We start from the raw sequence: 24,973 nt of genomic DNA, 5'->3' as shown, positions 1-24,973 counted from the left end.
TATGGCCACTGTGGCGTCTGGAGCTGACGGTGGCTCGCTCATCGACCCCATAAAGGTCGGTCAGGAAACCGTGGTCGCCGTGGCGGCACAGCTGCTCTCACTCGACCGGGTGCCGCCCGCCGAGCAGCGCGCGGCCCGGCTGCGGCAGATGCCGGACGCGGAGCTCGCGTCGGCGCGTCTCGGCGTTCCCGGCGTTCCCGGCGCGGAGGTGATTACGGAGGTCCTGCACCGCATGCAGGGGCTGCTGAAGCGGTTCGGTCCGGTCGTCGACTCGTTGCGGAATGCCGGAATCCTGCCCGCCTCCTAGGAGTCGCTGCCAAACTGTTGATTGGCCCCGCTGCCGTCCCCCGTCGGCGGGGCTGCCCTCATTGAGGAGCGCTGTGTCTGATCTGCAGGACCTCGACGGCCTGCTCGCCGCATTGCCGAAACCGACGCCCGCCGAGCAGCTCGCCGAACTTGAAGCGGTCCGGTGCGCAGCCGCGAAGGCACCGCCATCGGAGCCGAGCATCATCCCGGCGCCCGTCTTCCCGTACCCGCTCCATCACCCCAAGGCCGGGGTGCTCTTGTTCCCGTGCGCGCTGAGCTGCGGTTGGTCGCATCTGGAGTGGCCGGGCGCCGAGCCGTTCACTCCGCCGCCGATCCCGGTCAACGACCCGGCCGAGGCCTCTCGCGTCCTGGACGAGTACGCGCGGGCCTGTCAGGACATGCGGATGCGGCGGATCGAGGACGCGATCCGCCGCCACTTCATCGAGGCGCACCCGGGCCAGGAGCCGTCCGTGCGGAAAGATTGGAGCAGGCCGTGAAGCCGTACCCCCGAGGCAACCGCCGCCCATACCCGGATTCTGCGCGGGCGCGGCGGCAAATCCGGCGGGCCGCGCACTGCGAGCCGTGCCCGGTGTGTGAGCACCCGTGGCACCGGCATGCGCTGCACGACGGCCGGCGGGTGTGCTTGCGAGGGATGGGGAGTGAGCCGATCTCGTGCCGGGACTGCGCGGAGAGTGCTGCGCGCTTTCCGGCGGCGTTCGCGTTCAGCGAGATGGGCCGGATCTTGCGGTCGCGGCCCGGTGTTTCGCTGGTCGGCGCTGATGTTAGAGGTGGTCACTAGTCTGGAGGGTGTCCACGACAGGCGTCCCGCCTGGTGAGTAGCGCGCCCCTACCGGATGGCACTGCCGGTCGGGGCGTGTCCACGTTCAGGCCGCTTCGACGACCTCGATGGCGGAGCCGGCCGCCCATGCCTCAAGGGCTAGGTGGTAGGCGGCGGTGCGCTCCGGGCTTGGCTTCTGGTCCATGAGGCGGCGGATCTGCTCGTTGACCTGATCCCGCGCAGGGGTGACCTGGCCGGACGGCCTGGGGGAAGAGGGCATGCGTATACGTTACGAGACGTCACTGACAGTGGGCACCGCCAATCGCGTTCTATTCTGTTCGAAGGCTGCGGAGCAAGGAGAACGGACGCCCGAATGAGTGCACCCGCTGTCGTGGAACTGATGGGCTACCCGTCCCCTGTCTGGGGTTCGGGTGAAGAGGGCCTGTGTGCCCGGTGCTCGGAGAAGTGCAAGAGGTACGGCGTGGGCGGGAACCCGTTGTGCCGTGACTGCTTTGCCGTCGTCGCTGCGAAGTGGGGGTCGGGTGTGCGGCAGAAGGGCTTCAACGCCTGACCGGCCCGCCGCTAGGCTCCCGCCATGACCGAGTATCTGCAGGTGTCGACTGCCACGCCCGCCCGTGACCAGGCTGTCGAGCTGGCAAAGGGGGCGGTGAAGGACAGGCTTGCTGCCGGTTCACAGATCATCGGCCCTGTCGGGTCAGTGTTCTGGCATCTCGGCGAGTTTGGCGAGGGCGAGGAGTGGAAGCTGCTGTTGACCACGACGGCGGACCGGTACCCGGAGCTGGAGAAGTACCTCCTGGAGCACCACCCGTGGGACAACCCGGAGGTCATCGCTGTCAAGATCGACGGCGCGCCCAGGTGTCTTCAGTGGATCGCTGAGAACGTGGCCCCGGAGGGCTAGACCGCGGCCCGCTCCAGGACGTCACGAACGGGGCTCAGCTGCCGGTGCTGGCGCAACTGATCCAGCACCGGGGCGAGCCGTTTCCTCGGCCGTTCGGAGGCGACCCCAGCGGCCAGCTCCAAGGCTCGCCCAGTCACCGTCGCAGCCGCTTCGACCTCCCCGGCGATGAGGTAGGAGTCCGCCAGCCACGACAGGTACAGCGCTTTGTCTCTGGCGTGGTAATCGTCGTAACGGGCGAGCCCTTGGGTGAGGACGGGGACGGCCCGCAGGGGGCGGCGTAGCTCTGTCCAGCAGCGGCCGGCCATGATGTCCAGCTCGGTCTGGTCGACCCAGGCCGCCCAGTCCGGCTGTGGTTCGCCGTCCTGCTGCTCGTCCAGGGCGGTGCGGGCTGCTGCGAGGGCCTGTTCCGTGCGGGCGGGCAGGTTCGCGACGGCGCAGGCCCAGGCCAGCCGCTCCTGCAGCAGGGCTCGTACGCCTGCGGGTGTACCCCGGGTGATCGTGGCGCAGCTGCTCGCGGCGATCTCGACGGCCGCCTCTTTGTCGGCGGTCTGGTAGGCGAGGAACGCGAAGGCGTTGCCGAGTAGATCGCTGTCGCCTGCTTCTTGTGCCGCAGCCCTGCTCTCCTCGTACAGGCCTTCCGCTTCGGCGTGCCGGCCGCCGTCGAACGCGGCCCATCCGGCTTGCTGTGCCTGTTCGGCGAGGAGTGCGACCAGGCCGCGCCGGGACTCCGGTGTGAACGTCGCCTCTCGCAATAGAGCCTTGGTGGCCTGGTACTCCCCGAGGTACACGCGATAGGTGTCGCCGCCGCCGAGGATGTCGTCGAGGCGTCGCAGCCGCGCGGTGCGCTGCCTGAGCTGGTCGACGACGTCGCGCGTCACGCGCTTGGGCGCCGTGGGTCTGTGGAGGGTCGGCAGGGCGGCGGCCAGGCCTGCGGTGGAGGCGACCTGGAGGACAGTACGGCGGCGCACGCTGGTTGATCCGATCTCTGGGTCGTACATGTGCGCAGGAGCGTCGCCGGTTTCCCACGGGCGAGGGGCCAGCCCGACCATCTGGCCTGGGATGCGGAGGGCGTCAGCGATCTGCACGATCTTGTCGAACGTGGTGATTCGGCCTTGGCCGCGGGCGAGCGTGCCGACCCGTTCCGGCTTGATGTCGCACTCCACGGCGATGCGTGAGTAGCTGATCCCGGCGCGGCTACGGGCGAGCCGGAACACCGTCCCGAAGTCGTGTGTTGCCAGCGCGCGTTGCATTTCCTCTTCGTTGAGGAGATCCCGGGGGAGAGCGGTTGGAGGCTGGTAGGTCATGCGGCACTTCCTGCTGGCGTGAGTCTGCGGGATGACCCTCTGTGCTGTGTACCCATGATGGGTATACCCGCCGGGGGCACGCGGGGACTTTCGCGGAAATCCACCCTGTATGCGAAAGAGCCCCAGGCGGCCGTGGTGGTGCGGCCTGCCCGGGGCATGGACGACTGTGTAGGAGTCGCCATGGCGGAGCGTACCCAACTCGCGCCGAAACCAGATGCGTTGAATGAGCCATTACGTCGTCTATGCGGCGAGGTCGATGAGCCGGCCGTGACGACTGGCGCGGAACGCCGGCTCGCCGTCGAGCACTGGCTGTTGTGCTCCGCACCGAACTGCCGCGAGTCCCTATGGGAGTGGCGTGAGGATGACGTCACGTTCCTGCGCTGCGGGGCACGGTTCACGGCCCTGCGGCTCAGCGGTGCCGTGGTGCACGCGGCAGCCGGCACAGCCGACCCGGTACAGGTCGGTGCCTACCTTGCCGAGGTCCTTGACGGCGGGCCTGTCATCGCCGCCCACGGTCTGAGCCGGCACTACGCCCTGGTCTCTCCGATGGCTGCACGGTCCCAGAAGCGTCGGGAGCCGGTGGCGGAGTGCCTGCCTCCTCGCACGCTGCTGGGTGTGCCGCCAGTAGCCCGCACCACGTACCAGGCTGGGGCGACCTACTGGGCAGTTCCGATGGACTCCCCTGGGGAACTGTGCATCGTCGCCCTGGTCGACCAGCTCGCTCGGCGAGGCCAGCGCTGCCTGAACAAGGACGCGTAATGCCCAGAGCCCTGTTCGCCGAGGATGGTTCGCCGGTGCTGTCGAGATCCCTGCCGCGCGAGGCCGTATCGGTTCCGGCCTGCCGCAAGCTGGTCCGCGAGACCCTGATCGACTGGCAGCTGCCGGACATCGTGGACGCTGCCGAGCTGGTTGTCTCCGAGCTGGCCTCGAACGCTGTCCGGCATGCGAGGCACGGCGCGTTTCGGCTGACGATCCGCCGTCTGGCCGGCGGCTGCGTGCGGGTGGCCGTCATCGACAAGAGCCACGTGCGGCCGGTGATGGCCGCAGTGCACGCCGAGGACGTCGGCGGCCGGGGCCTGGCCCTCGTCGACGCTCTGTCACAGCAGTGGGGGACTGACCTTCTGCCCTGCGGCAAACGCGTGTGGGCCGATGTGATCCCAGCCGACGATCCCGCCCCCGCCGATGACCGTCGCGGGGGCGCAGCCCCGGCCGCGCAGATCGCGTACCTGCTGATAGTCGTGTCGCTCGCCGCATGGTTAGGCGTGCTCATCGCCAACGGCACGACCTCCTGACCTTCTCGACTCCGCCCCCGGCCACGGCCGCGCACCCGTCCCGTGACGGATGAAGGCCATGCGGCTCGGGGCGGGTCGCGGTCCCGCCGCCAGCGCTGGGGAGAGCTGCGCCGCCGGGACCGTCCTGCCCACCAGCTCGGCGGCCACCGATTCCGGCTGGTGGGACCCCGGCCGTCCCGTCCTCCTCTGGGGCGGCCGGGGCTCGACCCCCACAGACCACGTCGAGACCCGCCAGCTGCAGCTTGCCCGCAGCAAACTCCGCACCGCCTACCAGGCCGTGCGCGCCTCCCTGTTCACCCCCCTCTCACCTGCGAGGAACCCATGACCACCTACGCCACTCAACTGCAGGCCGCCGGGGCGGCCGTCACCGTGCTGTCCGCCGAGAAGACCGTCACCCACTGGGCCGAGCGCTACGTCGGCCCGTGGTGGCAGGCTGCCCCGGTCGAGCCCGACAGCGTGTGCGCGGGACCCCTCGTCGTCGCCGAGGTGGACACCGAGAAGTACGGGGACGCGGCCCTCGCGGTGACCCAGACCCCTCACAGGAGCACCACATACGCCAAGGCGCGGACGCTCGTGGCCGACAGCGGCGAGGAGGGTGTCATCGCCGCTGTCTCGCCGGGGGAGCTGCTCGCCTACCGGTCTGAGCCGGCCTCGGGCCGGTTGACGGTATACGGCTGCGAACCCGAGACGGTCGCCACAGCTACCGCGCGTTTGGCCCGCGAGGTCATGCGGGGTGTGCTGCTGCGGGACGGCTGGGCTGTGCTGCACGCGTCCGCCGTGGTGAAGGACAGCCGCGTCGTCCTCACCTTCGGGGCGAAGGGAGCGGGCAAGACCACCACGGCGCTGGCGCTGGCCGCACGGCACGGGTGGGGGCTGCTGGCCAACGACCGTGTGTTCGTCCGGCCCAACGGGCAGGGCGGTGTGGATGTCCTGCCGTGGCCGTCGGCGGCTGCGCTCGGCCTCGGGCTGCTCGACGCCCTCGACTGGTTCGAGACCGCCCGGGAGCGGCTGAAGGGCGGCGAAGCCTTGCACCCGACGCAGGACACGCGGGTCACGGACGCCCTGATCGCCGGTGACCGCACCCCGCTGTGGGAGAAGGGCAAGGAGCTGAAGGTCCAGGTCCTCCCGGACCAGTTCCCCCGCTGGTTCAGCGTCCCGCTTGCGACCGGCGGTGAGGCCGCGGCCCTCGTTTTCCCCCGCATCGACGCCGACGCCGCCCCGGCCGTATCCGATGACTGCCGCGGGCTGGACGACCACGACTTCATGACCGGCGAGACCGAGGACCGCTACCCGGACATCTTCGAGCTCGCCCGGGTCGACGGCGGCGGCACCGAGGAGGCCCGGCACGAGGTCGCGCACCTCCTGGCGGCGCTGCCGCACCACTCGGTGGTCCTGGGCCACGACGTCACGGCCCACGCCGACTTCCTGACCCAGCTCGTCGACCTGCCGGCGTCCTGACCCGACCCACCGCTCCCCGCGCCCCGGCCGCGCGCCGGCCGGGGCCCCTGATCCCTTTCAACCGTGGAGGTCCACGTGACCGCTCGTCCTCTCATCGCGGCTGGACAGGCCGCGTCCTGCTACTTCCGCACATCGGTCGACCACCCGCACCGCAAGGCACTGGTGCAGATCTGCGAGCCGTGCAACGAGACCTGCAAGCACTGCTTCGTGTCGGCGACCAAGCGCGGCGAGTACATGCCGCTCCACCTGGTCCGGCAGCGGCTGATCCCTCAACTGTTGGAGGCCCGCGTCAACCGGGTCACCCTGACCGGTGGTGAGCCGTTCATGCACGAGGACCTGGTGGAGGTTGCCGCGTCCTTCCACGCGGCCGGAATGGGCGTCGGGGTGTGCACCAACGCGACGATGGTCACCGACGAGCAGATCACCGCGTTCGCGGAGATGGACGTTCACATGAACGTCAGCCTCGACGGCTTCTCGGCGGACTCCCACGGCGTGTTCCGGGGCCGACCCGAGGGCTTCGCCGAGACCGTCGAGACCGTCAAGCGGTTCGCCAAGGCAGGCATCCTGCAGGGCCTGCTGTGCACGCCGAACAACCTTGCCGAAGACGAGGAGTACGGCAAGTTGTGCGCCTTCGCCCGCGAGCAGGGCGCGAAGTACGTGCTGATGAACCCGCTCGGCGAGATGGGCCGGGGCGCCGCCCGAGGGGCGCAGAAGCTGCGCCGCCCGGACGAGCACATGCGGCGCATCGCGGAACTGACCCTGCCGTACGCCGACGACGTGGAGCTGGTGCACATCCGGTTCCCCAACGACTCCAAGCCGCTGGCCAACTGCGAAGCGGGCACGATCATCTACGTGTTCACCAAGGGCGAGGTGACCGTCTGCCCCTACCTCGTCTTCGCGGCGCGCACGAAGGTCAGCCAGCACCCGGACACGGACTTCATCGTCGGCAACGTGTGGCAGGACGACGACATCGCAGCCCGCCTGGACGCCTACAACTTCCACGAGCGGTGGACGGTGGGGGACAACCCGACGTGCGGCGGCTGCTCGATGAACTCCGACTGCGGCAAGGGCTGCCCGGCCGCCGTGGTCGCCGCCGGCCAGCGCATCGGCGCCGTGGACAGCGAGCTGTGCCCGGTCGTGCCCCGCCAGTCCCGGAGGCTGCCCGTGGTCGGTGTGTCGTGATCGGCCGGTTCGTCACCATCGACGGTCCGGGCGGCGTGGGCAAGTCGACCGTCACCCAGGCCGTCGTGGAGCAGCTGCGCGCCGACAACCGGCCGGTGTTCGCGACGCGGGAGCCCAGCGACAGCCAGCTCGGGCAGATCGCCCGCAAGGGCACCGACGAGTACGCGGGGATGTCCATGGCCTGCTTGATCGCCGCCGACCGCTACCGGCACGTCCAGGAGGAGATCCGGCCGGCCATGGCCCGGGGCGAGATCGTCGTGTGCGACCGGTACATCCCGTCGTCGCTGGTGCTGCAGGTGATGGACGGCGTCCCCCGGGACGTGTTGTGGGAGCTCAACCGGCACGCGGACATGCCAGACCTGGCCGTCATCGTCAACGCGCGCGTCGACGCCATCACCAAGCGGCTGGCAGAGCGCGGGACGCACAGCCGGTACGAGCGTGAACCCGGCGGTACCGAGCGGGAATGCGGCCACTACTACGAGGCCGCTAGGTTCCTGAAGGCCACCGGCGTCCGCGTCCTGCAGCTGGACGCGTCGACGGCCGGAGCCGACGAGATCGCCCGAGCCGTCGTGACGGCGATCAAAGAACCATGGATGAGGGGCCGCTCATGACCAGCACCTTGGATGTGCTGACGTTCAACCTCAACAACCCTAGCCGGGAGCGTGCCGAGCGTCAGCTCGCCTACCTCGCCGCCCGGCCCGAACCGGTCCTCGTGCTCACGGAGACCGCCGACAGCGCCGGATGCGATCTGCTCGCCTCCCGGTTCTCGACGGCCGGGTACGAGGTGACGTTCCCGCGGCCCGAGCGCGGCGAGCGCGGCGTGATGATCGTCTCCCGGCTCGCCACCCGGCCCGGCCCCGCCTCCGTCGGCTACCTGCCCCACCGGACCGTGTCCGTGATCGTCGACAGCGACCGCGGGCCCGTCGACGTCGTCGGCCTGTACGTGCCCTCCCGGGACGCCACGGACGCGAAGACGGCCAGGAAACGCCAGTTCCTGGACGCCTGCCGGGCGGGCCTGCGGCCCGGCTGGGACGGCATGCGGATCGTGCTCGGCGACTTCAACATCCTGGAGCCCGCCCACGAGCCCCGGTACCGGTTCTTCCAGCCGTTCGAGTACGGGTTCTACGAGTGGCTGGGACAGACCGGCTACCAGGATGCGTTCCGTATCCTGCACCCGAAAGCGCTCGAGTATTCGTGGGTTGGGCGGACTGGCGACGGCTACCGCTACGACCACGCGCACGTGTCCAGCCGCCTCGCCTACGAGCTGCGCGGCTGCAGCTACGTCCACGAGGTGCGCACCGGCACCGACCGGCTGACCGACCACTCCGCCCTGACCGTGCAGATGGCCCTCCGGCCGGCACGGCCGCTGGAGGTGACCGACCCCATGCCCGTCGCCGACGCGGCACCCGCACTGTTCTGACCCGTACGACGAGCAAGGAGAAACCAATGGGAGACCGCACCTGGGACCAGGTAGAGCGGCTGCGCGGCTGGCTGGACGAGCACACCGCCCCGGAGATCGCGCAGAACATCACGCTGTGGCGCGTGCTGAAGATCGGCGAGGAGTTCGGCGAAGCCGTGGAGGCCCTGCACGGTGCGACCGGCGCCAACCCGCGTAAGGGGGAATCGCACAGCTGGAGCAACGTCGAAAAGGAACTCGTCGACGTCATCGTGACGGCCATGGTTGCGCTGCACACGGTGTCGGCGGACCCAGAGAAGGCCTTCGCCGAGCGTCTCGACCATCTCGTGGACCGGCTGATGCCGCAGCAGTAGCCGCCCGACCCCTACGGCCTGTACCAGAAGGACTGACAAGCGCATGAGTCTGACCAGCAGGAAGATCCTGGTCTTCGGTGTCCTCACGGAGACCTCGATGGGCTACAAGATCGCCGAGGCGGCGATGAACCAGGGCGCCGACGTGATCCTCGCCAACGCTCCGGGCCGGCCGTGGTCCATCATGTCCCGCATGTCGCATCGGCTGCCGAAGGTGCCGTTGGTGTGCATGGCCGCGGACATCACCAGGCCCGGCGACCTGCGGGCCATGGCCGAGGAGATCCAGCGGGACTACTGGAAGAGCCTCGACGGCGTGGTGCACGCTGTCGCGTTCGCGCCGCAGGACGCTCTCGGCGGCAACTTCCTCAACACGCCGTTCGAATCGGTGGCTACCGCGATGAAAGTCTCGGCGTTCTCCCTGAAGGCCCTGACGGCGAGCATGCTGCCGCTGTTGGAGAAGTCCGAGGTTGGGCCGTCGGTGGTCAGCCTCACGTTCAACGCCGGCGTCGCGTGGCCGGTCTACGACTGGATGGGCCCTACCAAGGCGGCGCTGGAGTCGGTCACCCGCTACCTCGCCCGGGACCTGGGGCCGAAGGGCATCCGCGTGAACTCCGTCGACAGCGGGCCGATCACGACGATGGCCGGCAAGTCCATCCCGGGCTTCGACGAGCTGGCGAAGCTGTGGCCCGAGCGGGCCCCGCTGGGCTGGGACACCTCGGATGCCACCCCGGTCGCCGACACCGTCGCCTTCCTGCTGAGCGACGCGGCCCGCGCCATCACGGGCCAGGTCCTGCACGTGGATGGCGGGTTCTCCGCTGTGGGCGCCTGAGTAGCGTGCGGCCATGCGCTTTCACTGGGGCTGGCTGGAGCCCGTGATGCCCGTGCCCTACGTGCCCACCCTCGGCCCTGTCCGTCCGGGCGACCCGATCTCGGACTTGTTCCAGGCCGTCGTGGAGACGGCGGGCACCGGCCGTTTCCTGCCGTACGCCAAGGACCGCCGGTGGTCCGAGACCAAGCCGGAGCACGTCCTGGTCGACGCGATCGAGCACAGCCAGGACCACACCCTGGTGCCCACGTTCGAGGAGCGTGGCCCGGGTGCCGTCAAGGTCTACGTGTACGGGGCCGCGCTGTCCGCCGCCGCCGACCTGGCCCGCAAGCTCGCCGCCATCCACGGCGCCGCGCGGGCCCGGGTGGTGTGGTTCCTCGGCCCCGAGCAGCCCGAGGCGGACGCCTACGGCGCGGGGACCCGCATCCAGCTCAAGGACTTCGCCCACGGGCCCGGCCAGGCCCCGGGCATTCCCGTCCACCCGGACGAGCAGCTCCATGAGGGGGCCGGATTCGGGGAGTTCACCCAGCAGATGGCGGCGGCCGGGTTCGCGTTCCTGCACCAGCAGATGCAGGCTGGGACGGTCGGCCCCGTCCTCACCGTCCTGCATCACGGCCGAGTGGCCGGCGCCATCGGCCCCATGGAGACCATGGCTGACGCCAGCGGCCACGTGCGCCTGCTGCCCCAGTACTTCGGCGTGCTGCCTGAATACCGCGGCCACGGGTACGGGCGGGCGCTCTGGCGCGCAGCGATGCACTGGGGGCACCAGCACGGCGCCGCCTACCAGATCCTGCAGACCGAGGTCGGCGGCGCCTCCGATCGCCTGTGTACGGCTGAGGGGCTGGTGTCGCTGGGATTCGTCAACCAGCGGGATGCCTGATGCACGGCGCCGCATACCTGCTTTGTGGGACGGGTGCGGCGAGGCAGCGATGCCTTCCAGCCGACTTGGCACCGGCGTGGACGGATGGGATCTCCGAGGCAAGAAGACGCAGGTCGTGAGGGCATCGCGCTACGGTTTCCCGTGTCGTGTTCCCGCGGGAACACGGCACGGGGCTAAGTAGTCCTCAGCCGGGCCGAGATGGGTTGAGGTGGCCCAAGACGGGTCGCGTCTGCCCAGGTCGGAGAGAAATACCAGGTCAGGCCGTGTGCGAAGAACCCACGAGGCGGGGGCTTCGCCTACGGCAGCAACGACTCGTCCGAGTTCACCGGCATCGACAAGCCGGACTCCGAAGTTGAGCTCTCGGGTCTGCGCAACAGCAGGTAGCGATTCACATGAGCCCTGCCACGGCATCAGAGGCAAGGGGGCGGTCCGGCCACCATCAGTGGCCGGGCCGCTCCCAATCTGTCTGCGCCCGCTACCACCTCATGCCGAGGTGGTCGAGGTCGTTGCGTCGTTGTGGGCTGAGTGTGGCGGCGCGTCGGCGGGCGTTGTTCACGAACTGGCCCAGCCCCACCGGCTCGCCGTCGACGTCCTCAACGTGCTTGCGCGGTACCACGAGGTGCCCCTCGCGGCTGTGGAACTGCCGGGCCGCAGCGATGTTCCGCGCCCACGCAGCACTCTGCGAACGGCGCGCAGGCGGCTGTTCGTCCTCGCTCGCCGGCTCCAGCCCGAGCGCGCTCTCCAGCAGCCACTGCTGGGCGGGCAGCAGCTTGTCCCAGCCGAGCCGCTGCGCCGCGACCCATGCCCCCAGGTCCTCACCCTGGGCGATGACCTCGCCCGAGGCTACTGGCAAGGCTCCGCCGGCCTTCACGTGGGCGTGGGTGAGCCCCGCTGGGGAGGTGAATGTGTAGGGCACGCGAAGCTCGGCGTTGCCGGTTTCCCGCCGCCATCGGGTGGCGGCTTCGATACCGCGCCGCTGCCCAGGTCCTGCTGAGGCAGGTCGCCAACGCCCACCACCGGCTGGAACTGGTCTGGGCCGACGGCGGCTACACCGGCAGCCTCATCGAATACTGCCTGGCCACATTCGCCCTGGTCCTGGCGATCGTCAAACGCAGCGACGACCGACGAGGGTTCGTGGTGCTGCCCAAGCGGTGGATCGTCGAGCGCCTCTTCGCCCACCTGATGCGAAGCCGCCGCCTGGTGCGCGACCTCGAGCGGCGCACCACCAGCGCGGAGGCGATGGTCTACTGGTCAATGACCTTGCTCATGACCCGTCGCCTGGCCCGCTCCCGCCTGCCGCGAGGGTGAACCGGCCCGGCGGCTGCTCGGCCAGCCAGCCGCGGGCCACCAGGGCCCGCCGGAAGGTCGTGCGGTAAAGATCGTGTTCGGTCAGACGTCTTGTGCTGCGAAGCCGTGGCGCCACGTCTCATGTTCGAGTTGCCATCCTCGGGAGCGGGCCACGGCATTGGAGGCCCCCCGTGCCCAGTTTTGCCGCCCTGACGTGGCTTCGGGGGCAGGGACGCCCAGGACTTCGCTCAGGACGGGCAGCCACTGGCGACCCTGGGCCGGCTCGTCGTCCACGATGTTGACAGGGCCCGAGGGCCAGTCGAGGGCATGGGCGGTGGCCCTTGCAGCGTCGGCCACGTGAACGAACGACGTGACGGAACGGTCCGCCTCAAGGTACGCGAGCAGACGGGCGGTCGGGTCACCTGCCAGGGCCGCGGCGACTGCGCCGCCCGGCGCGTACCAGGTGCCGGGGCCGTACAGGATGCCGTACCGCAACGCCACGGCAGTCTCCAGCTGAGCGGCGGTTTCCTCCAGCACTTGGATGCCGTCCACCATGCCTCCTCGCGGCTGCGCTGCCCCAATGTCGAGCGGGATGGTCTCGTCTGCCGGTGTTTCTCCCGGCGCGTACGCCCAAGAGATTGATTGAGCGACGATCTTTCGCACCCCGGCGGCCCTGGCTGCGTCGACCAGGTTGCGTGTCCCCTCCCGACGCAGCCGGTTGGTCGCTTCTCCGTCTGCGTCCGACAAGGCGGTGAGCTGGTGAATCACTGCATCTGGTGCGGACTCGGTCATCACCTGCAGCAGACGGTCTGCGTCGAATACGTCCGCTTGGACGGCTGAGGCGCCTTGGCGTCGCACGCGCTCGGCTCCTGTGGGCGTCCGGGAGAGTCCTGTGACGTGATGTCCAGCGTCCAGCAGCAGGGGGACGAGCAGTCGGCCCACTGCGCCGGTGGCGCCGGCAACCAAGATGCGCATCAGGATCACTCCTTCACTCGGTAAGAGAATCGATCTTCGAGGAGACGCGATTTAAAGAGAGGCGGGGATATCATGAATGGCTATGAATTATGGCTATTAATTTTAGATCTTTGGTCCCCGTGTGCCCACAGGCGCGGATCTACGAGCGTTTGATTCGGGTGGTTTTTCACGCGCCGACCGCTAGTTGTTGATCAGACCAGACGATTTTGCCGTCCGGGATGTGGCGGGTTCCCCATCGGTGGGACAGTTGGGTGACGAGGAAGAGGCCGCGTCCGTGATCGTCGGTGGTGCGGGGGTGTCGCAGAAGCGGGTGGCTGTGGCTGGCGTCGGAGACTTCGCAGGTCAGCATCTCGTGCCGGATGAGGCGTAGGCCGATCGTCCGGTCGCTGCTGCAGTCGCCGTTGCCGTGGCCGTGGATGATGGCGTTGGTGAACAGTTCGCTGACGATCAGCTCTGTGGACTCGGCCAGGTGTTCCAGTCCCCACTGGGTCAGTTGCCGGGTAGCGAGAGTTCGGGCACGGCTGACGACGGCGGGGTCGCTGGGGAACTGCCAGGAGGCAACCTGGTCTGCGCTCAGCGAGCGGGTCCGTGCGAGGAGCAGAGTGACATCGTCGCTCGGCCGCTTGGCCCGCAGTGTGTCCACCGCGGACGAGCACAGATCGTCCAGGGCGAGGTGGGGCCGAGCGAGGGCCGCGCGCAAACGGTTCATGCCAGCGCTGATGTCCTGGTCGCGGGCCTCGATCAGACCGTCGGTGTAGAGGGCGAGCACGCTTCCTTCGGCAAGTTCCAAAGTTACGGACTCGAAGGCGCCCAGTCCGAGGCCGAGCGGTGCTCCGCTGGGCAGGTCGGGGAAGGTGACGTGGCCGTACGGGTCGATGACCGCGGGCGGGGGGTGGCCGGCCCGCGCCACGGTGCAGGTGCGGGTGACCGGGTCGTAGACGGCGTACAGGCACGTGGCGGCCATCGTGGTAGTGGCCGGGTGCCGGGGGTCGGCTTCCGCCTCGGTGAGGCGGATGACCTGCTCGTCGAGGCGGGAGAGTACTTCGTCGGGAGGCATGTCCATGTCCGCGAGGGTGCGCATGGCGGTGCGGAGTTGGCCCATCTTCGCCGCCGCGTTGACGCCGTGTCCGACCACGTCGCCGACGACCAGGGCGACGCGGGCGCCAGAGAGGGGGATCACGTCGAACCAGTCACCCCCGATGCCGTGGTGGCTGTCGGCCGGCAGGTAGCGCCAGGCCACCTCGGCGGCGGAGCCGCCAGTGGGGCGACGGGGGAGCAGCAGGCGCTGCAGGGCGAGAGCCGCGGAGCGTTCGCGCACGTATTGGCGGGCGTTGTCCAGGGCCAGCGCTGCCCAGCTGACGAGTTCCTCGGCCAAGAGCAGGTCGTCCTCCTCGAACGGCCTGGGGTCCTTCGTCCGCACGAAGACCGCCACGCCCAGCACTGCGCCCCGGGCGTGGATCGGGACGACCATCAACGAGTGCATGGCGTACTCGCGGATCTTCTGTGCCCGCGCCGCGTCCTGGTGGTCCAGCCATGTGCCCGGGGATGTGTCCAGTATCGGCTCGAAATGGGATTTCCCGGAGCGCAGGACAGCGGTGAAGGGCGAAATGGGTGGGACGAAGACCGGCTCTCCACGAGCGAACAGGGACTCCGGCGTTCCCGGGTGGATCGAGGCCAGGCCAGCACGGCGGAAGGCGGGGATGCGCCCGTCCTGCGGGCCGAGATGGGCCAAGGGCTCCTCGCCGAGTGGGACGGACTCCGCCAGGTCGACGGTGGCGTAGTCCGCGAGGAACGGCACGGCAAGGTCGGCCAGTTCCTGCGCGGTCTGCATGACGTCCAAAGTGGTGCCAATGCGCCTGCTGGCCTCGCCGAGGATTGCCAGACGCTCTCGCGCCCGTCGACTGTCGGTGACGTCCACGCTCACGACGCACACGCCCAGCGCGCGACCCTGCGCGTCGTCGAGGCGGAAGTAGGACGCCGTCAATATGCGGTTGCTTCGCACATTCGCCGGCAGGAAGGCCTGGTAGTCCACGTCCATCGCCGGGTCGCCGCTCTCCAGCACCTGGTGCATCACTGCCTCCAGCGTTTCGGCCTCCGTCCCGGGCGCCGCCTCCGTCAGCCTGCGGCCCAGCCGTTGAGGGAGGGGGATGCCGTCCTTGGAGCCCTGGATGTCGTTCACCCGGATGCAGCGCAGGCACGTGTCCCGTATGACGACGCCGATCGGCAGGCCGTTTGGCAGCGGCAGCGCAGCGAGGAGCGGCTCCGCCACTGCGGCCTCGGCCGGCCACGGGGGAAGCGAGGCCTTGTCGGTCGCCCAAACGATCCACCAGTCCCGGCCGTCCTGTCCGGACAGCGATGACACGCACAGGCGCACGTCGATGCTGCGGCCGTCGCGGTGGCGGACCTGCGTGAGGTCGGACCAGCGGCCCCGGAGGGTGCTCTCGTGTGCGGCTTGTGATGCCTTTGCTCGGTCGTCAGCGGCCACCAACAGGACACCGGCGGACCGCCCCACCACCTCCGCGGCCGAGTAGCCCACGAGCCGTTGAGCGGCCTGCGACCATCCCACAACCGTCCCCTCTTCGTCGAGGAGGGCCATCGGAACGTCGGCTGCCTCAAAGGTCGACTGGCCTTCTGAGACTGCCGTTCCTACGGAGTGGTTCATCGGGTCTCCCTTTTGCCCCCAGGTGATGCGGTCTCCCCGGCTGTGCAGTGGTCCAGGTCCATCACTCGGGCTGGATCCCCGTCCGAGCCGGGATGCGGTTGGAGGACCGTCGGTTCACACCCTCGGCAGCGATATCGCTCTCTGGCGACGACGGCCTACTTGCTGGCATCCGCATTTTGTGCGGCAGCAGTCGGCGCCGGCTGAGAACGTGGTGCAGCCAGGTCCCCAAGGCCGCTCCCACGACCGGGGCGATCAGGTAGATCCACAGATCGGTGCTCTGCCGGGCCAGCGCGGCAGGGCCGAACTGGCGCGCGGGGTTGATCGAGCCACCGCTGCGGGGGCCCAGGACAGCGATCACCAGGGCGACGGACAGCCCGATGACGTACGGCACCAGGCGTGCAGTGCGGGCATGGGCCATGGTGAACCCGACGGCAATGATGATGATCGCCATGCTGCCCGCCTCGGCCACGAAGACGGACGCGGGCTGCCACGCGGGTGCCGGCACGATAGCGGCATAGTCCACCGACGGAAGCGAGACGGCAGATCCCCACACCAGACGCGCCAGACCCGTCCCCGCCGCGGAACCGGCACATTGGGCCAGCACGTAGGGCACGACGCCGCGCCCGGGGAAGGCGCCCATGAGCCACAGGGAGACCGTCACGGCGGGATTCATGTGGCCCCCACTGCGCCGGCCGGGCGGGCTGAGGATCAGCCCGGTGAGGATGGTCCCGCTGAGGCCGCCGATGACGGCGAGCGCGGCGTCGAGGTCGCCGACGCACAGGGCGGAGTCCGGGTCACGCAGCCACCGGACGACCGTCACCGCCAGGAACAGCAGGACGGTGGCGAGTACGAACTCGTCGACGGCACGCGCCAACCGCAGCTGGCGGAACAGTGAAGTGACGATACTCACCGAAAGCTCCTGGCGTTGGTTTCGTACGAGGCGGGATAAAGCCGCCGTGCTGCCGGAACGGCGTGGCCCGGTCGTTCCAAGCCCCGTTTTGGGCCTGTCAGCCGGCGGGGGTGTAGTGGCCGGGGACGAGGCGGGTGGAGACGCCGAAGCGGTTCCACGCGTTGATGGTGGTGATCGCGACGATGAGGCGGGCCAGTTCGGTCTCGTCGAACTCGTCGGCGGCCCTGGCGTAGACCTCGTCGGGGACGAAGCCGTCGGTGAGGACGGTGATCGCCTCGGTCAGTTCGATCGCCGCGATTTCCCTGGCCGTGTAGAAGTGCTTGGACTCCCGCCACGCGTCGAGCTGGATGATTCGCTCGGCGGTTTCGCCTGCGGCGAGTGCGTCCTTGCTGTGCATGTCCAGGCAGTAGGCGCAGTGGTTGATCTGCGAGGCGCGGATCTTGACCAGGTCCAGCAGAGCGGGGTCCAGGCCCTGCCTGGCTGCCGCGTCGAGGCGGATCATGGCCTTGAAGGCCTCCGGATGGAGCTTTGCCCAGTCCAGGCGCGGTGTGTGTGCGGCCAGACGCTTCGTCCCTGCGGGTGCTTCGTTGCTGTTCATGCCTGCAACGCTACGTACCATCTGGCACCGGAGTAGGGTCCATTTTCATGGCAGATTCCGAGACCAATTCTGCGGGTCACTCATACTCCGCACCCGGTACCGACCTCCACCTGGAACTGCGCGGACCAGGCTTGCGCGTCGGGCTGACAAACGCACTGCGGGAAGCCGTACGAACGGGGCGACTCACACCCGGCACCCTGCTGCCGCCCTCGCGCTCACTCGCCGCCGACCTTGGTGTCTCCCGCAAGACCGTCACTGACGCCTACGCCGAACTCGTCGCCGAGGGCTGGTTCACCGCCCAGCAAGGATCCGGGACCCGTGTGGCCAAGCGAACCGAGCCGCGACGCACCACGCCCGCCGCGCCCCGCACGAAACCGGCCCCACGCCGTCCCAGGTACGAGATGCGGGTTGGTGCCCCGAACCTCGCGAGCTTTCCCCGCACACAATGGCTCACCGCTTCGCGCCGCGCTCTGACAGCGGCACCGCACGACGCCTTCGGCTATGGAGACGCCTTTGGCCGAGTGGAGCTCCGCACTGCCCTCGCGGACTATCTGGCACGAGCCCGCGGTGTCCACGCCGAGCCGGATCGGATCGTCATCTGCTCCGGCTTCCACCACGGGCTGACCCTGATGGCGCAGGTACTCAAGACGCGGCAGGTCCGGGCGGTAGCCGTTGAGGCCTACGGCCTCGACCTCTATCGCGACTTGCTGACCCGCGCCGACCTTCGCACCCCACCTGTCCACGTCGACGAACACGGCGCGCGCACCGAAGACTTGAAGCACATGCCCGAGATCGGCGCGGTGCTTCTGACCCCCACGCATCAGCACCCGACAGGCGGCGCACTACGCCCGGACCGGCGCGCCGCAGCTGTCGACTGGGCGCGAGCCGCCGATGGGCTGATCCTGGAGGACGACTACGACGGCGAATTCAGGTACGACCGACAGCCAGTGGGAGCCCTGCAGGGCCTGGACCCGGATCGAGTGGTGTACTTCGGCTCGGTGAGCAAGTCGCTGGCGCCAGGCGTGCGGCTCGGCTGGATGGTCCTCCCTGAGGAACTGGTCCCCCAGATCGCCGCGGCCAAGGGCCACGGCGACTACATGTCGAGTGCGCTGGAGCAGCTGACGCTCGCAGAGTTCATCACATCGGGTGCGTACGACCGTCATGTGCGCTCGATGCGACTGCGCTACCGGCGCCGCCGCGACCAACTGGTCACAGCCCTGGCGCAGAGAGCGCCGCACGTCCGCGTGGCCGGCATCGCAGCCGGATTGCAAGCGGTCGTGGAACTCCCGCACGGAACCGAGCGCTCGGTCGTCCAGGCGGCGACCCGCCAGGGCCTGGAGGTCAGCGGCCTTGCAGAGTTCCGCCACGAAGCGACGGATCCCGAAAGGCAGTTGCCCGAACAGGACGCCCTTGTGGTGAACTACGCGGCTCCCTCGGACAGCGCGTGGGCGGGCGCACTGGACACCCTGTGCAGGGTGATGCCGTAGGCGGGACCGTAGGGCCGTGGCTGTGTCACCAGGCCAACGCCGGGTCCCGAGCTGCCGCCGGGCCACTGGGCCGGACCGCGGCAGTCGCCTCACCGCCTGCCGGCCCACTCTTCCAGGTAAGTGAAGGCGTCGACGGGCGAGGCAGCAGGGAAGAAGAGTTCGGCCAGGGGCAGCGGCAGGAAGCCCTCCTCCTCCATCCGTCGGAGTTGCAGCGTCAGGCCGTCGTAGAAGCCGTCCGTGTTCAGCAGCACCACCGGCTTGTTGTGCAGTCCGTGCTTGCGCAGCTCCAGGATCTCGGTCACCTCGTCCAAAGTGCCGAGGCCGCCGGCCATCACCACCAGTGCATCCGCTTCGGCGAGCAGTACGGCCTTCCGTTCGGCGAGATCCTTGGCGAACACCATCTCGTCGGCATCAGTCCTGGCCCACTTGCGCAGAAAGCTGACCGAGACCCCGACGAGCCGCCCCCCGCTCTGCCGGACTCCATCGGCGACGACCTTCATCAGCCCGGTATCGGATCCGCCCCACACCAACGTGTGGCCGCCCTTGCCCATCAGCTCCGCGAACTCGCGAGCCGGCTGGGTGTAGCGCTTGTCGAGGTCGGTGGCAGAGAGGAAAACACAGATATTCATGGTGGTGGGGGTTGCAGCGATCACGATCTCGACCGTATGCGCTCGACTACGCATGAGCCAGGACCAATGACGAAGACAAAGAGGGGACCAATCCCAACCGCCGACCGTGACCTGTGGTCGACGCCTCACAGTACTGCCGGGCCGACCTGCGCAAGCCCGTCGCATCGTCTGCCGCACCTTTCTCCGCACCTTGCTCCCTTGAGGAAGAGCGGCTGACGGGCGGGGATGCGCGCGGTCGTTCTGCGTTCTGGGACAGGTCGTCGCGCGCCCGATGTCCAAGACGCTCGGCGAGCACACCCGTGAACGCGGGGTGTTCCGGCCGTTCAGCGCTAACCTCAATACCGGTAACTTAGGGGCAACTCGGTCGTTGCTGTTGGTGTGGCAAGAGCGGGTCAACTGAAGTCATCTGGTGAGTGGTTGTCGGACCGGGTCGCGGTCGGGGTGCTGACACAGGCGTTTCCTCAGTCGCTTGTGGATGAGGTGTTGGCGGAGACGGGTCGGGTGCAGCAGCGGAACCGGCTGCTGCCTGCCCGGCTGGTGGTCTACTTCGTGTTGGCGATGTGCCTGTTCTCCGGGCAGAGCTATGAGGAGGTCGCTCGGCTGCTGACCGCGGGTTTGCAGGGTGCGCGGCGTTGGCGTACGTCATGGGTGGTGCCGAGTACGGCAGCGATCTGGAAAGCCAGGTCCCGGCTGGGGGTGGCGCCGCTGCGAGAGCTGTTCGCGCGGGTGTGCCGTCCGGTTGCCACGCCGGACACTCAGGGCGCTTTCTACTGCGGCTGGCGGCTGACCGCGATCGACGGCACCACGTTCGATCTGCCCGACACGAAGTCGAACGTGGAGGCGTTCGGCCGTCCACCCCGCTCCGGGCGCGGTGAACAGGACGTCGGCTACCCCCAGTTGCGCATGGTCGGCCTGGTGGAGTGCGGTACCCACGCCGTCTTCGATGCTGCGATCGCAGGTCTGCGCACCGGAGAGCAGGCTCTGGCCCGGGCGGTCCTGGTGTCCCTGCGACCGGGGATGCTACTGCTGGCCGACCGCGGCTTCTACAGCGTGGACCTGTGGCGCGCAGCCGCGGCCACGGGAGCGGATCTGCTGTGGCGAGTCCGCAAAGACCTCGTCCTGCCGGTGGTCGAGCAGTTGTCGGACGGCTCGTACCTCACCGAGATCTTCGACCGCAGCGACATCCACCACACCCGTCGCGGGGTGCCGGTACGTGCGGTGGAGTACACCATCGCCGGCCATGAGGGCGTCTACCGGCTCCTCACCACGATCCTCGACCCGCACATGGCCCCGGCCGCGGAACTGGCCGCTCTCTACGCCCAGCGGTGGGAGTTCGAGTCCACCCTCGACGAAATCAAGACCCACCTCGGCGGGTCGCACCTGGTACTGCGCTCGCAGCACCCTGACGGGGCCGAGCAGGAACTTTACGGCTTCCTGCTCGTCCACCACGCCATCCGGCACCTGATGCACCAGGCCGCACGACAAGCCGACCGGGACCCCGACCGGATCTCCTTCACCCGCTCACTATGAGCTGACCCCGGATTCGTGGAGTCCCTGAAGCCAGGCTTATGATCCTGGCCCGAAGGAGAACCACGAGCAGTGCCAGCACCACGCAAGTACCCGGACGAGCTCCGCGAGCGGGCCGTCCGCGAGGTCCGCACGACGGGCCGGCCGATCGCGCACGTCGCCAAGGACCTGGGCATTCACAAGGAAGCCCTGCGCGGCTGGGTCCGTCAGGCCGAGGCGGACGCCGGCGAACGCGACGACCGGCTGACCACCGCCGAGCACGAGGAACTGAAGCAACTTCGCAGAGAAGTAGCGGAGCTGAGGCGGGCGAACGAGATTCTGAAGGCCGCGAGCGCGTTTTTTGCGGCGGAACTCGACCGTCCCCGGACGAGGCCGACCAGGTGATCGAGCACCTCAGGGACAAGGGCCTCGGGGTCGGGTTCGCCTGCCGGGTGCTGGGACTGTCGGAGTCGGCGTACTACGCGCGCAAGAAGCGGCCGAAGTCTGCCCGTCGGCTGCGTGACGAGCAGCTTATGCCGCTGATCGAACAGGTCCATGCCGAGTCCGGCGGCACCTATGGTGTCCGCCGGTTCACCCGCGCACTGCGGCGCAAGGGCGTCCTCGTGGCACGCTGTACCGTCGAGCGACTGATGGCCGAGCTGGGCCTGGAGGGCGTCATCCGCGGCCGGCGGCGCTGCACCACGGTGCCGGAGCCGTCGGCACCCAGGCCGCCGGACCTGGTCGACCGCGACTTCACCGCGAGCCGGCCCGACCATCTGTGGGTGGCCGACATGACCTATGTCCGCACCTGGACGGGCTGGGTGTATGTGGCGTTCGTCCTGGACGTCTTCTCCCGGACGATTGTCGGCTGGCAGGTCGCGAACCACATGCGGACCGAACTTCCGCTGGACGCGCTGGCCACTGACACCAGCGGCGTCCTGTGGTTCTACAAAGGCACCGGCAAATGGGCCGCGCCGTACGCGTCGCGCGTCAAGGTCGGTACCGGGGGCTGGAACACCTACAACCAGATCACCGCCGTGGGCAACATCGCCGGAGCCACCGGCGGGGACCTCGTCGCCCGCGACAAGGACGGTGTCCTCTGGCTCTACCTCGGCAAGGGCGACGGCACCTTCGCCACCCGCACCAGGATCGACGGCGGCTGGGGTCCCTACACACAGCTCGTCGGCATCGGCGACGGCAACCGGGACGGACGCCCCGACCTGTTCACGTACGGCCCCGGAAGCGACACCTACTTCTACCCGAGCACCGGCGACTGGCACGTCCCCTTCCGTCCGCGTCAGCTCACCGGCCTGTTCTTCGCGGAACCGGGCTACAACCCCGTCGTGTGATCACAGTCCGGCCGGGCGTGAGGTGACACACGCCCGGCACCACTCCGCAGCGAGCTCACCGGGAGCGCACCGCCCGCCTTGAGCGCGGCGGTGACGTTGCGCAGGGTCTGTGCGGTCTGCTCGGCGACCGTGCTGCCGACGACCTCGCCGGTAGTCGGGTCGAGCGGGAGCTGCCCGGAGACCTGCAGGATCAAGCCCTTGCGGATGCCCTGGGACAGCGGGGCCGGCAGGGAGGGTGCGTTCTCGGTGGTGATGACGGTTCTGGCCACGGTGTGTCCTTGAAGGGTGCACTGCGCGCAGTCGTGTCGGTGCGCCGGTCAGATCCAGGCCTGTCGTTCCTGGCTGCGGGGGTCGTCGACCTGGGTCCACTCGGCGTTGATGCGCATCGTGGCCCGGCGTGTGGTGTCGTACGCGTCCCAGCCGGGGTTGCCGGTCCTCGCAAAGCGGATCCAGGCCTCGTGTGCCCGGGCGGCGAGGTCCGCAGAGGGCTGGTCGGGGCCGAGGAGGGCGCCCGCACCCTGCAGCTGGGGGAGCTCCGCGAGATCGAAGACGAAGGGGAGCTCCATCGCGTGGGTGGCGCCGAGGTCTCCGTTCAGGGCGTGGGAGCGCCAGGCGAACTCATAGCTGAACGTGGCGGACTGGGGGTGGGTGGCATGTGCGCTGGCCAGGGCCCAGCTGCCCGCGCCGAACAGCGCGTCGCCCATGATGGCCGACCGCAACTCGCCAAAGGACGCCTCGGGGCGGGTCTCGTGGTACGTCTCCACGAGCTGCACGGGCTTCGGGTGCGAGCGCGCCGCTGTGTCGTGCACGTCCGCGGCGGTCGAGGTGGCGTACTTGTCCACCGGGACCAGGTAGAGGTTTCCCTCCTCGGTGTTGGTCCCGACGAGCAGGTCGACATCGGCGCTCAGGCCGGCGGCGACGGATTCGGCGGGCTGCGTGTCGAGGACCAGGCTGAACGGGCTGAGGCCGATCAGCGGATCGTGGTGCGTGTCGGTCTGCAGGTCGATGCCCGCGAGCCGGGACGCGGCCTCGACCAGGCGCTCGTCGGGGATGTCCGCGAAGGCGTCGACGTGCGGCTCGATGCCCAGCGCCTCGGCCGCGGCCTTGGTGACGCGGGCGGCCTGCTCGGAGGTGAAGGCGCCCAGGCCGCTGCCGCTCTGCACGATCGCCCGGCGGAAGACGCCCGCTGCGTCGGGGGCGGCGAGGATGCCGCCGACAATGGTCGCCCCGGCCGACTGGCCGAAGAGGGTGACGTTGTCCGGGTCGCCCCCGAAGGCGGCGATGTTCTCCCGTACCCAGCGCAGGGCGGCGACGACATCGAGCAGGCCGCGGTTGGCGGGCACCCCGGGGATGTCGAGGAACCCGGGGATGCCCAGCCGGTAGTTGAGAGTGACCAGTACGACGCCATCGCGGGCGAAGGCCGAGCCGTCGTACAGCGCGGACCGCGTCGACCCGGCGACGAATCCGCCGCCGTGAACGAACACCATGACGGGCAGATCACCGACACCGGCCGCGGGCTGGAAGACGTTGACGGTGAGGTAGTCCTCACCGCGGCTCCAACCGGCGCCGAAGTAGGGGGACATGTCCACGCTGCCGAGCTTGCGCTCGGACTGCGGGGCGTTGGGGCCGGGCGCGGTGGCGTCCCGTACGCCGTTCCAGGGCTCGTGCGGCTGCGGCGGGGCGAACCGGCCGACGCCCAGCGGAGGAGCGGCGTAGGGGATGTTCAGAAAGGTGGCGGTGCCGTCGTCCTGACGGAGACCGCGGACGGCTCCCTGTGCGGTGGTGACGACGGGCTCGGGTTCGTAATTCACAGCGATGCCTTTTCCGCGGGCGTCAGCCCTGCTCGGAGTACGGGGCGAAGGGTGCCCAGCCCTTGATGTCGAACGTGCTGTCGTTGCGCACGACTTCGGCGGCGCCGTGACCACCCAGGTGCGCGGGGATGACGAGCGCGTTGTTGTCGGCCGCCCAGCCCAGCACCTTGCGACGAGTCGCGCGGGCGCCCGCGGGATCCTCGCAGAAGCAGCTGTTGACGTCCGGCTCGAGGATCTGCACCGGGTTGTGCAGCATGTCGCCGACGAACACCGCGCGGTCCGTCCCGGAGGTGAGGGTCAGCACGGAGGAGCCGGGGGTGTGGCCGGGAGCCGCGTCCAGGCGCAGGTCCGCGTCGATCTGGTGGCTGTTCTCCCACAGCACCGTCTGCCCGGCCGCGTGCACCGGGGCCACGCTGTCCTCGAAGACGTTCTGGTTACCGCGGCCGAGCAGCGGCTTGTAGTCGTTCGCCGGGTTCCAGAAGTCGAAGTCGTCCTTGGGCATGAGGTACGTGGCATTGGGGAACGTGGGTATCCACTGCCGCCCGTCCAGGTACGTGTTCCAGCCGACGTGGTCGACGTGGAGATGCGTGTTGATCACAATGTCCACGTCCTCGGGCTGGACGCCTGCCCGGGCGAGGTTGTCCAGGAAGTTCGTCTTGAGGTGGCTCCAGACCGGCGCGTACGGGCGCTCCTTGTGGTTTCCGACACCCGTGTCGACGAGGATGGTCTTGCCCTCGCTGCGCAGCAGCCAGGTCTGGATCGCCGAATTCACGATGTTGGTCTCGGAGTCCAGGAAGTGCGGGGCCAGCCAGTGGACGCCGTCCTTCCAGACTTCCTGCGAGCTTTCCGGGAAGAAGGCGTGGGGCTCCATTTCGACAGACCCGTAGTACTCCCAGACGCGGGTGATGGAGACGTTGCCGAGCGTGATCTGTTCCATGGGCACTTCCTCAAGGGTTCGGGGGCTCTCCTGGAACCTACGAGCGGCGCCGATACGGCGGTATCCGACACCTGACTGCACCCCCGTGCACGGGCCGGGCCGCTTGTAGC

General features: G+C 69.1%; 28 protein-coding genes. 17 read left to right on the top strand and 11 right to left on the bottom strand.

Going from position 1 to position 24,973, the window contains the following annotated elements:
* The first annotated feature begins 10 nt into the window (after positions 1-10).
* Together ACWDUZ_RS34045 and ACWDUZ_RS34040 are read left to right on the top strand one after the other, a co-directional pair.
* Entirely contained in the window at positions 11-307 is a 297-nt protein-coding gene (locus ACWDUZ_RS34045; protein ID WP_451635680.1) for a hypothetical protein, read from the top strand.
* A gap of 73 nt (positions 308-380) precedes the next feature.
* On the top strand, positions 381-803 hold the full coding sequence (locus ACWDUZ_RS34040; protein WP_451635679.1) for a hypothetical protein: 423 nt from the start codon (positions 381-383) through the stop codon (positions 801-803).
* Positions 804-1,190: 387 nt separating this feature from the next.
* Here ACWDUZ_RS34040 and ACWDUZ_RS34035 read toward each other — a convergent pair whose 3' ends face one another.
* Positions 1,191-1,364, bottom strand: a complete 174-nt coding sequence (locus ACWDUZ_RS34035) for a hypothetical protein (RefSeq protein WP_451635678.1) — start codon at positions 1,362-1,364, stop codon at positions 1,191-1,193.
* A gap of 315 nt (positions 1,365-1,679) precedes the next feature.
* Between ACWDUZ_RS34035 and cutA the strand changes: the two genes are divergently transcribed.
* Positions 1,680-2,003 (top strand): divalent-cation tolerance protein CutA, encoded by a 324-nt coding sequence (gene cutA, locus ACWDUZ_RS34030; protein ID WP_451635677.1) that lies wholly within the window; start codon positions 1,680-1,682, stop codon positions 2,001-2,003.
* Here cutA and ACWDUZ_RS34025 read toward each other — a convergent pair.
* Entirely contained in the window at positions 2,000-3,307 is a 1,308-nt protein-coding gene (locus tag ACWDUZ_RS34025) for an XRE family transcriptional regulator (protein ID WP_451635676.1), read from the bottom strand. The genes cutA and ACWDUZ_RS34025 overlap by 4 nt on opposite strands.
* Before the next feature lie 267 nt (positions 3,308-3,574).
* Here ACWDUZ_RS34025 and ACWDUZ_RS34020 point away from each other — a divergent pair, with 267 nt between their 5' ends.
* The 9 genes from ACWDUZ_RS34020 (at position 3,575) to ACWDUZ_RS33980 (ending at position 10,712) form a co-directional block, all read left to right on the top strand.
* A complete protein-coding gene (locus ACWDUZ_RS34020) occupies positions 3,575-4,066 on the top strand; it encodes a hypothetical protein (protein WP_451635675.1) in 492 nt (163 codons plus the stop codon).
* Positions 4,066-4,599, top strand: coding sequence for an ATP-binding protein (locus tag ACWDUZ_RS34015; protein WP_451635674.1), 534 nt, complete (start codon positions 4,066-4,068; stop codon positions 4,597-4,599). The genes ACWDUZ_RS34020 and ACWDUZ_RS34015 overlap by 1 nt, the downstream gene beginning before the upstream one ends.
* Before the next feature lie 321 nt (positions 4,600-4,920).
* Positions 4,921-6,057: an isopentenyl transferase family protein gene (locus ACWDUZ_RS34010; protein ID WP_451635673.1), complete on the top strand. Its 1,137-nt coding sequence runs from the start codon at positions 4,921-4,923 to the stop codon at positions 6,055-6,057.
* A gap of 75 nt (positions 6,058-6,132) precedes the next feature.
* On the top strand, positions 6,133-7,239 hold the full coding sequence (locus ACWDUZ_RS34005) for a radical SAM protein (protein ID WP_451635672.1): 1,107 nt from the start codon (positions 6,133-6,135) through the stop codon (positions 7,237-7,239).
* A complete protein-coding gene (gene tmk / locus ACWDUZ_RS34000; protein ID WP_451635671.1) occupies positions 7,236-7,850 on the top strand; it encodes a dTMP kinase in 615 nt (204 codons plus the stop codon). Before ACWDUZ_RS34005 ends, tmk begins: the two co-directional genes overlap by 4 nt.
* Positions 7,847-8,659 (top strand): endonuclease/exonuclease/phosphatase, encoded by an 813-nt coding sequence (locus tag ACWDUZ_RS33995; RefSeq protein ID WP_451635670.1) that lies wholly within the window; start codon positions 7,847-7,849, stop codon positions 8,657-8,659. The genes tmk and ACWDUZ_RS33995 overlap by 4 nt, the downstream gene beginning before the upstream one ends.
* Before the next feature lie 26 nt (positions 8,660-8,685).
* A complete protein-coding gene (locus tag ACWDUZ_RS33990) occupies positions 8,686-9,009 on the top strand; it encodes a MazG-like family protein (protein ID WP_451635669.1) in 324 nt (107 codons plus the stop codon).
* Positions 9,010-9,052: 43 nt separating this feature from the next.
* Complete coding sequence (fabI, locus tag ACWDUZ_RS33985; protein WP_451635668.1) at positions 9,053-9,835, top strand: enoyl-ACP reductase FabI; 783 nt, start codon at positions 9,053-9,055, stop codon at positions 9,833-9,835.
* 13 nt (positions 9,836-9,848) lie between these two features.
* Complete coding sequence (locus ACWDUZ_RS33980) at positions 9,849-10,712, top strand: GNAT family N-acetyltransferase (RefSeq protein WP_451635667.1); 864 nt, start codon at positions 9,849-9,851, stop codon at positions 10,710-10,712.
* A 475-nt stretch (positions 10,713-11,187) separates the two neighbouring features.
* Here ACWDUZ_RS33980 and ACWDUZ_RS33975 read toward each other — a convergent pair whose 3' ends face one another.
* On the bottom strand, positions 11,188-11,565 hold the full coding sequence (locus tag ACWDUZ_RS33975; protein WP_451635666.1) for a helicase associated domain-containing protein: 378 nt from the start codon (positions 11,563-11,565) through the stop codon (positions 11,188-11,190).
* A 50-nt stretch (positions 11,566-11,615) separates the two neighbouring features.
* Between ACWDUZ_RS33975 and ACWDUZ_RS33970 the strand changes: the two genes are divergently transcribed.
* The gene (locus ACWDUZ_RS33970) at positions 11,616-12,020 is read left to right on the top strand and encodes a transposase (RefSeq protein WP_451635665.1); all 405 of its coding nucleotides are present in this window, start codon (positions 11,616-11,618) and stop codon (positions 12,018-12,020) included.
* An 81-nt stretch (positions 12,021-12,101) separates the two neighbouring features.
* Here the strand turns inward: ACWDUZ_RS33970 and ACWDUZ_RS33965 are convergent, their stop codons facing one another.
* The 4 genes from ACWDUZ_RS33965 to ACWDUZ_RS33950 all read right to left on the bottom strand — a co-directional run bounded on the left by ACWDUZ_RS33965 (position 12,102) and on the right by ACWDUZ_RS33950 (position 17,144).
* A complete protein-coding gene (locus tag ACWDUZ_RS33965; protein ID WP_451635664.1) occupies positions 12,102-12,974 on the bottom strand; it encodes an NAD-dependent epimerase/dehydratase family protein in 873 nt (290 codons plus the stop codon).
* A 166-nt stretch (positions 12,975-13,140) separates the two neighbouring features.
* Positions 13,141-15,636 (bottom strand): SpoIIE family protein phosphatase, encoded by a 2,496-nt coding sequence (locus ACWDUZ_RS33960; protein ID WP_451635663.1) that lies wholly within the window; start codon positions 15,634-15,636, stop codon positions 13,141-13,143.
* A 61-nt stretch (positions 15,637-15,697) separates the two neighbouring features.
* On the bottom strand, positions 15,698-16,546 hold the full coding sequence (locus tag ACWDUZ_RS33955) for an MIP/aquaporin family protein (protein ID WP_451635662.1): 849 nt from the start codon (positions 16,544-16,546) through the stop codon (positions 15,698-15,700).
* A 97-nt stretch (positions 16,547-16,643) separates the two neighbouring features.
* Positions 16,644-17,144: a carboxymuconolactone decarboxylase family protein gene (locus ACWDUZ_RS33950; protein ID WP_355136747.1), complete on the bottom strand. Its 501-nt coding sequence runs from the start codon at positions 17,142-17,144 to the stop codon at positions 16,644-16,646.
* Positions 17,145-17,191: 47 nt separating this feature from the next.
* Here ACWDUZ_RS33950 and pdxR point away from each other — a divergent pair, with 47 nt between their 5' ends.
* The gene (gene pdxR / locus ACWDUZ_RS33945; RefSeq protein ID WP_451635661.1) at positions 17,192-18,631 is read left to right on the top strand and encodes a MocR-like pyridoxine biosynthesis transcription factor PdxR; all 1,440 of its coding nucleotides are present in this window, start codon (positions 17,192-17,194) and stop codon (positions 18,629-18,631) included.
* 89 nt (positions 18,632-18,720) lie between these two features.
* On the opposite strand, the gene ACWDUZ_RS33940 is transcribed toward pdxR, so the two are convergent.
* Positions 18,721-19,260 carry an LOG family protein gene (locus ACWDUZ_RS33940; RefSeq protein ID WP_451635697.1) on the bottom strand — a complete coding sequence of 180 codons (540 nt, stop codon included), beginning with the start codon at positions 19,258-19,260 and terminating at the stop codon, positions 18,721-18,723.
* Positions 19,261-19,638: 378 nt separating this feature from the next.
* Between ACWDUZ_RS33940 and ACWDUZ_RS33935 the strand changes: the two genes are divergently transcribed.
* The 3 genes from ACWDUZ_RS33935 to ACWDUZ_RS33925 all read left to right on the top strand — a co-directional run bounded on the left by ACWDUZ_RS33935 (position 19,639) and on the right by ACWDUZ_RS33925 (position 22,115).
* The gene (locus ACWDUZ_RS33935) at positions 19,639-20,790 is read left to right on the top strand and encodes an IS4 family transposase (RefSeq protein WP_451635660.1); all 1,152 of its coding nucleotides are present in this window, start codon (positions 19,639-19,641) and stop codon (positions 20,788-20,790) included.
* A 69-nt stretch (positions 20,791-20,859) separates the two neighbouring features.
* On the top strand, positions 20,860-21,171 hold the full coding sequence (locus tag ACWDUZ_RS33930; RefSeq protein ID WP_382700144.1) for a transposase: 312 nt from the start codon (positions 20,860-20,862) through the stop codon (positions 21,169-21,171).
* A complete protein-coding gene (locus ACWDUZ_RS33925) occupies positions 21,168-22,115 on the top strand; it encodes an IS3 family transposase (protein WP_451635659.1) in 948 nt (315 codons plus the stop codon). Before ACWDUZ_RS33930 ends, ACWDUZ_RS33925 begins: the two co-directional genes overlap by 4 nt.
* On the opposite strand, the gene ACWDUZ_RS33920 is transcribed toward ACWDUZ_RS33925, so the two are convergent.
* The 3 genes from ACWDUZ_RS33920 to ACWDUZ_RS33910 are packed head-to-tail and all read right to left on the bottom strand — an operon-like array spanning position 22,097 to position 24,863.
* Positions 22,097-22,384: a Rid family hydrolase gene (locus ACWDUZ_RS33920; RefSeq protein ID WP_451635658.1), complete on the bottom strand. Its 288-nt coding sequence runs from the start codon at positions 22,382-22,384 to the stop codon at positions 22,097-22,099. The genes ACWDUZ_RS33925 and ACWDUZ_RS33920 overlap by 19 nt on opposite strands.
* 48 nt (positions 22,385-22,432) lie before the next feature.
* Positions 22,433-23,926, bottom strand: a complete 1,494-nt coding sequence (locus ACWDUZ_RS33915) for a carboxylesterase/lipase family protein (RefSeq protein WP_451635657.1) — start codon at positions 23,924-23,926, stop codon at positions 22,433-22,435.
* Positions 23,927-23,948: 22 nt separating this feature from the next.
* Positions 23,949-24,863, bottom strand: coding sequence for an MBL fold metallo-hydrolase (locus tag ACWDUZ_RS33910; RefSeq protein ID WP_451635656.1), 915 nt, complete (start codon positions 24,861-24,863; stop codon positions 23,949-23,951).
* Positions 24,864-24,973 lie beyond the last annotated feature (110 nt).

Source organism: Streptomyces sp. NPDC003393 (assembly GCF_053589015.1).
The sequence above is the reverse complement of the archived record's forward strand: the minus strand, read 5'-3'. Positions and strand labels throughout refer to the sequence as shown.

Excerpts from the sequence above, each read along its gene's own strand:
- ACWDUZ_RS33970 (WP_451635665.1), top strand. The coding sequence starts at position 11,616 with ATGTGTAGGGCACGCGAAGCTCGGCGTTGCCGGTTTCCCGCCGCCATC.
- pdxR (WP_451635661.1), top strand. The coding sequence starts at position 17,192 with ATGGCAGATTCCGAGACCAATTCTGCGGGTCACTCATACTCCGCACCC.
- ACWDUZ_RS34010 (WP_451635673.1), top strand. The coding sequence starts at position 4,921 with ATGACCACCTACGCCACTCAACTGCAGGCCGCCGGGGCGGCCGTCACC.
- ACWDUZ_RS33960 (WP_451635663.1), bottom strand. The coding sequence starts at position 15,636 with ATGAACCACTCCGTAGGAACGGCAGTCTCAGAAGGCCAGTCGACCTTT.
- ACWDUZ_RS34035 (WP_451635678.1), bottom strand. The coding sequence starts at position 1,364 with ATGCCCTCTTCCCCCAGGCCGTCCGGCCAGGTCACCCCTGCGCGGGAT.
- fabI (WP_451635668.1), top strand. The coding sequence starts at position 9,053 with ATGAGTCTGACCAGCAGGAAGATCCTGGTCTTCGGTGTCCTCACGGAG.
- ACWDUZ_RS33990 (WP_451635669.1), top strand. The coding sequence starts at position 8,686 with ATGGGAGACCGCACCTGGGACCAGGTAGAGCGGCTGCGCGGCTGGCTG.
- ACWDUZ_RS33980 (WP_451635667.1), top strand. The coding sequence starts at position 9,849 with ATGCGCTTTCACTGGGGCTGGCTGGAGCCCGTGATGCCCGTGCCCTAC.
- ACWDUZ_RS34015 (WP_451635674.1), top strand. The coding sequence starts at position 4,066 with ATGCCCAGAGCCCTGTTCGCCGAGGATGGTTCGCCGGTGCTGTCGAGA.
- ACWDUZ_RS33950 (WP_355136747.1), bottom strand. The coding sequence starts at position 17,144 with ATGAACAGCAACGAAGCACCCGCAGGGACGAAGCGTCTGGCCGCACAC.
- ACWDUZ_RS33965 (WP_451635664.1), bottom strand. The coding sequence starts at position 12,974 with ATGCGCATCTTGGTTGCCGGCGCCACCGGCGCAGTGGGCCGACTGCTC.
- cutA (WP_451635677.1), top strand. The coding sequence starts at position 1,680 with ATGACCGAGTATCTGCAGGTGTCGACTGCCACGCCCGCCCGTGACCAG.
- ACWDUZ_RS33995 (WP_451635670.1), top strand. The coding sequence starts at position 7,847 with ATGACCAGCACCTTGGATGTGCTGACGTTCAACCTCAACAACCCTAGC.
- ACWDUZ_RS33940 (WP_451635697.1), bottom strand. The coding sequence starts at position 19,260 with ATGAATATCTGTGTTTTCCTCTCTGCCACCGACCTCGACAAGCGCTAC.
- ACWDUZ_RS33910 (WP_451635656.1), bottom strand. The coding sequence starts at position 24,863 with ATGGAACAGATCACGCTCGGCAACGTCTCCATCACCCGCGTCTGGGAG.
- ACWDUZ_RS34025 (WP_451635676.1), bottom strand. The coding sequence starts at position 3,307 with ATGACCTACCAGCCTCCAACCGCTCTCCCCCGGGATCTCCTCAACGAA.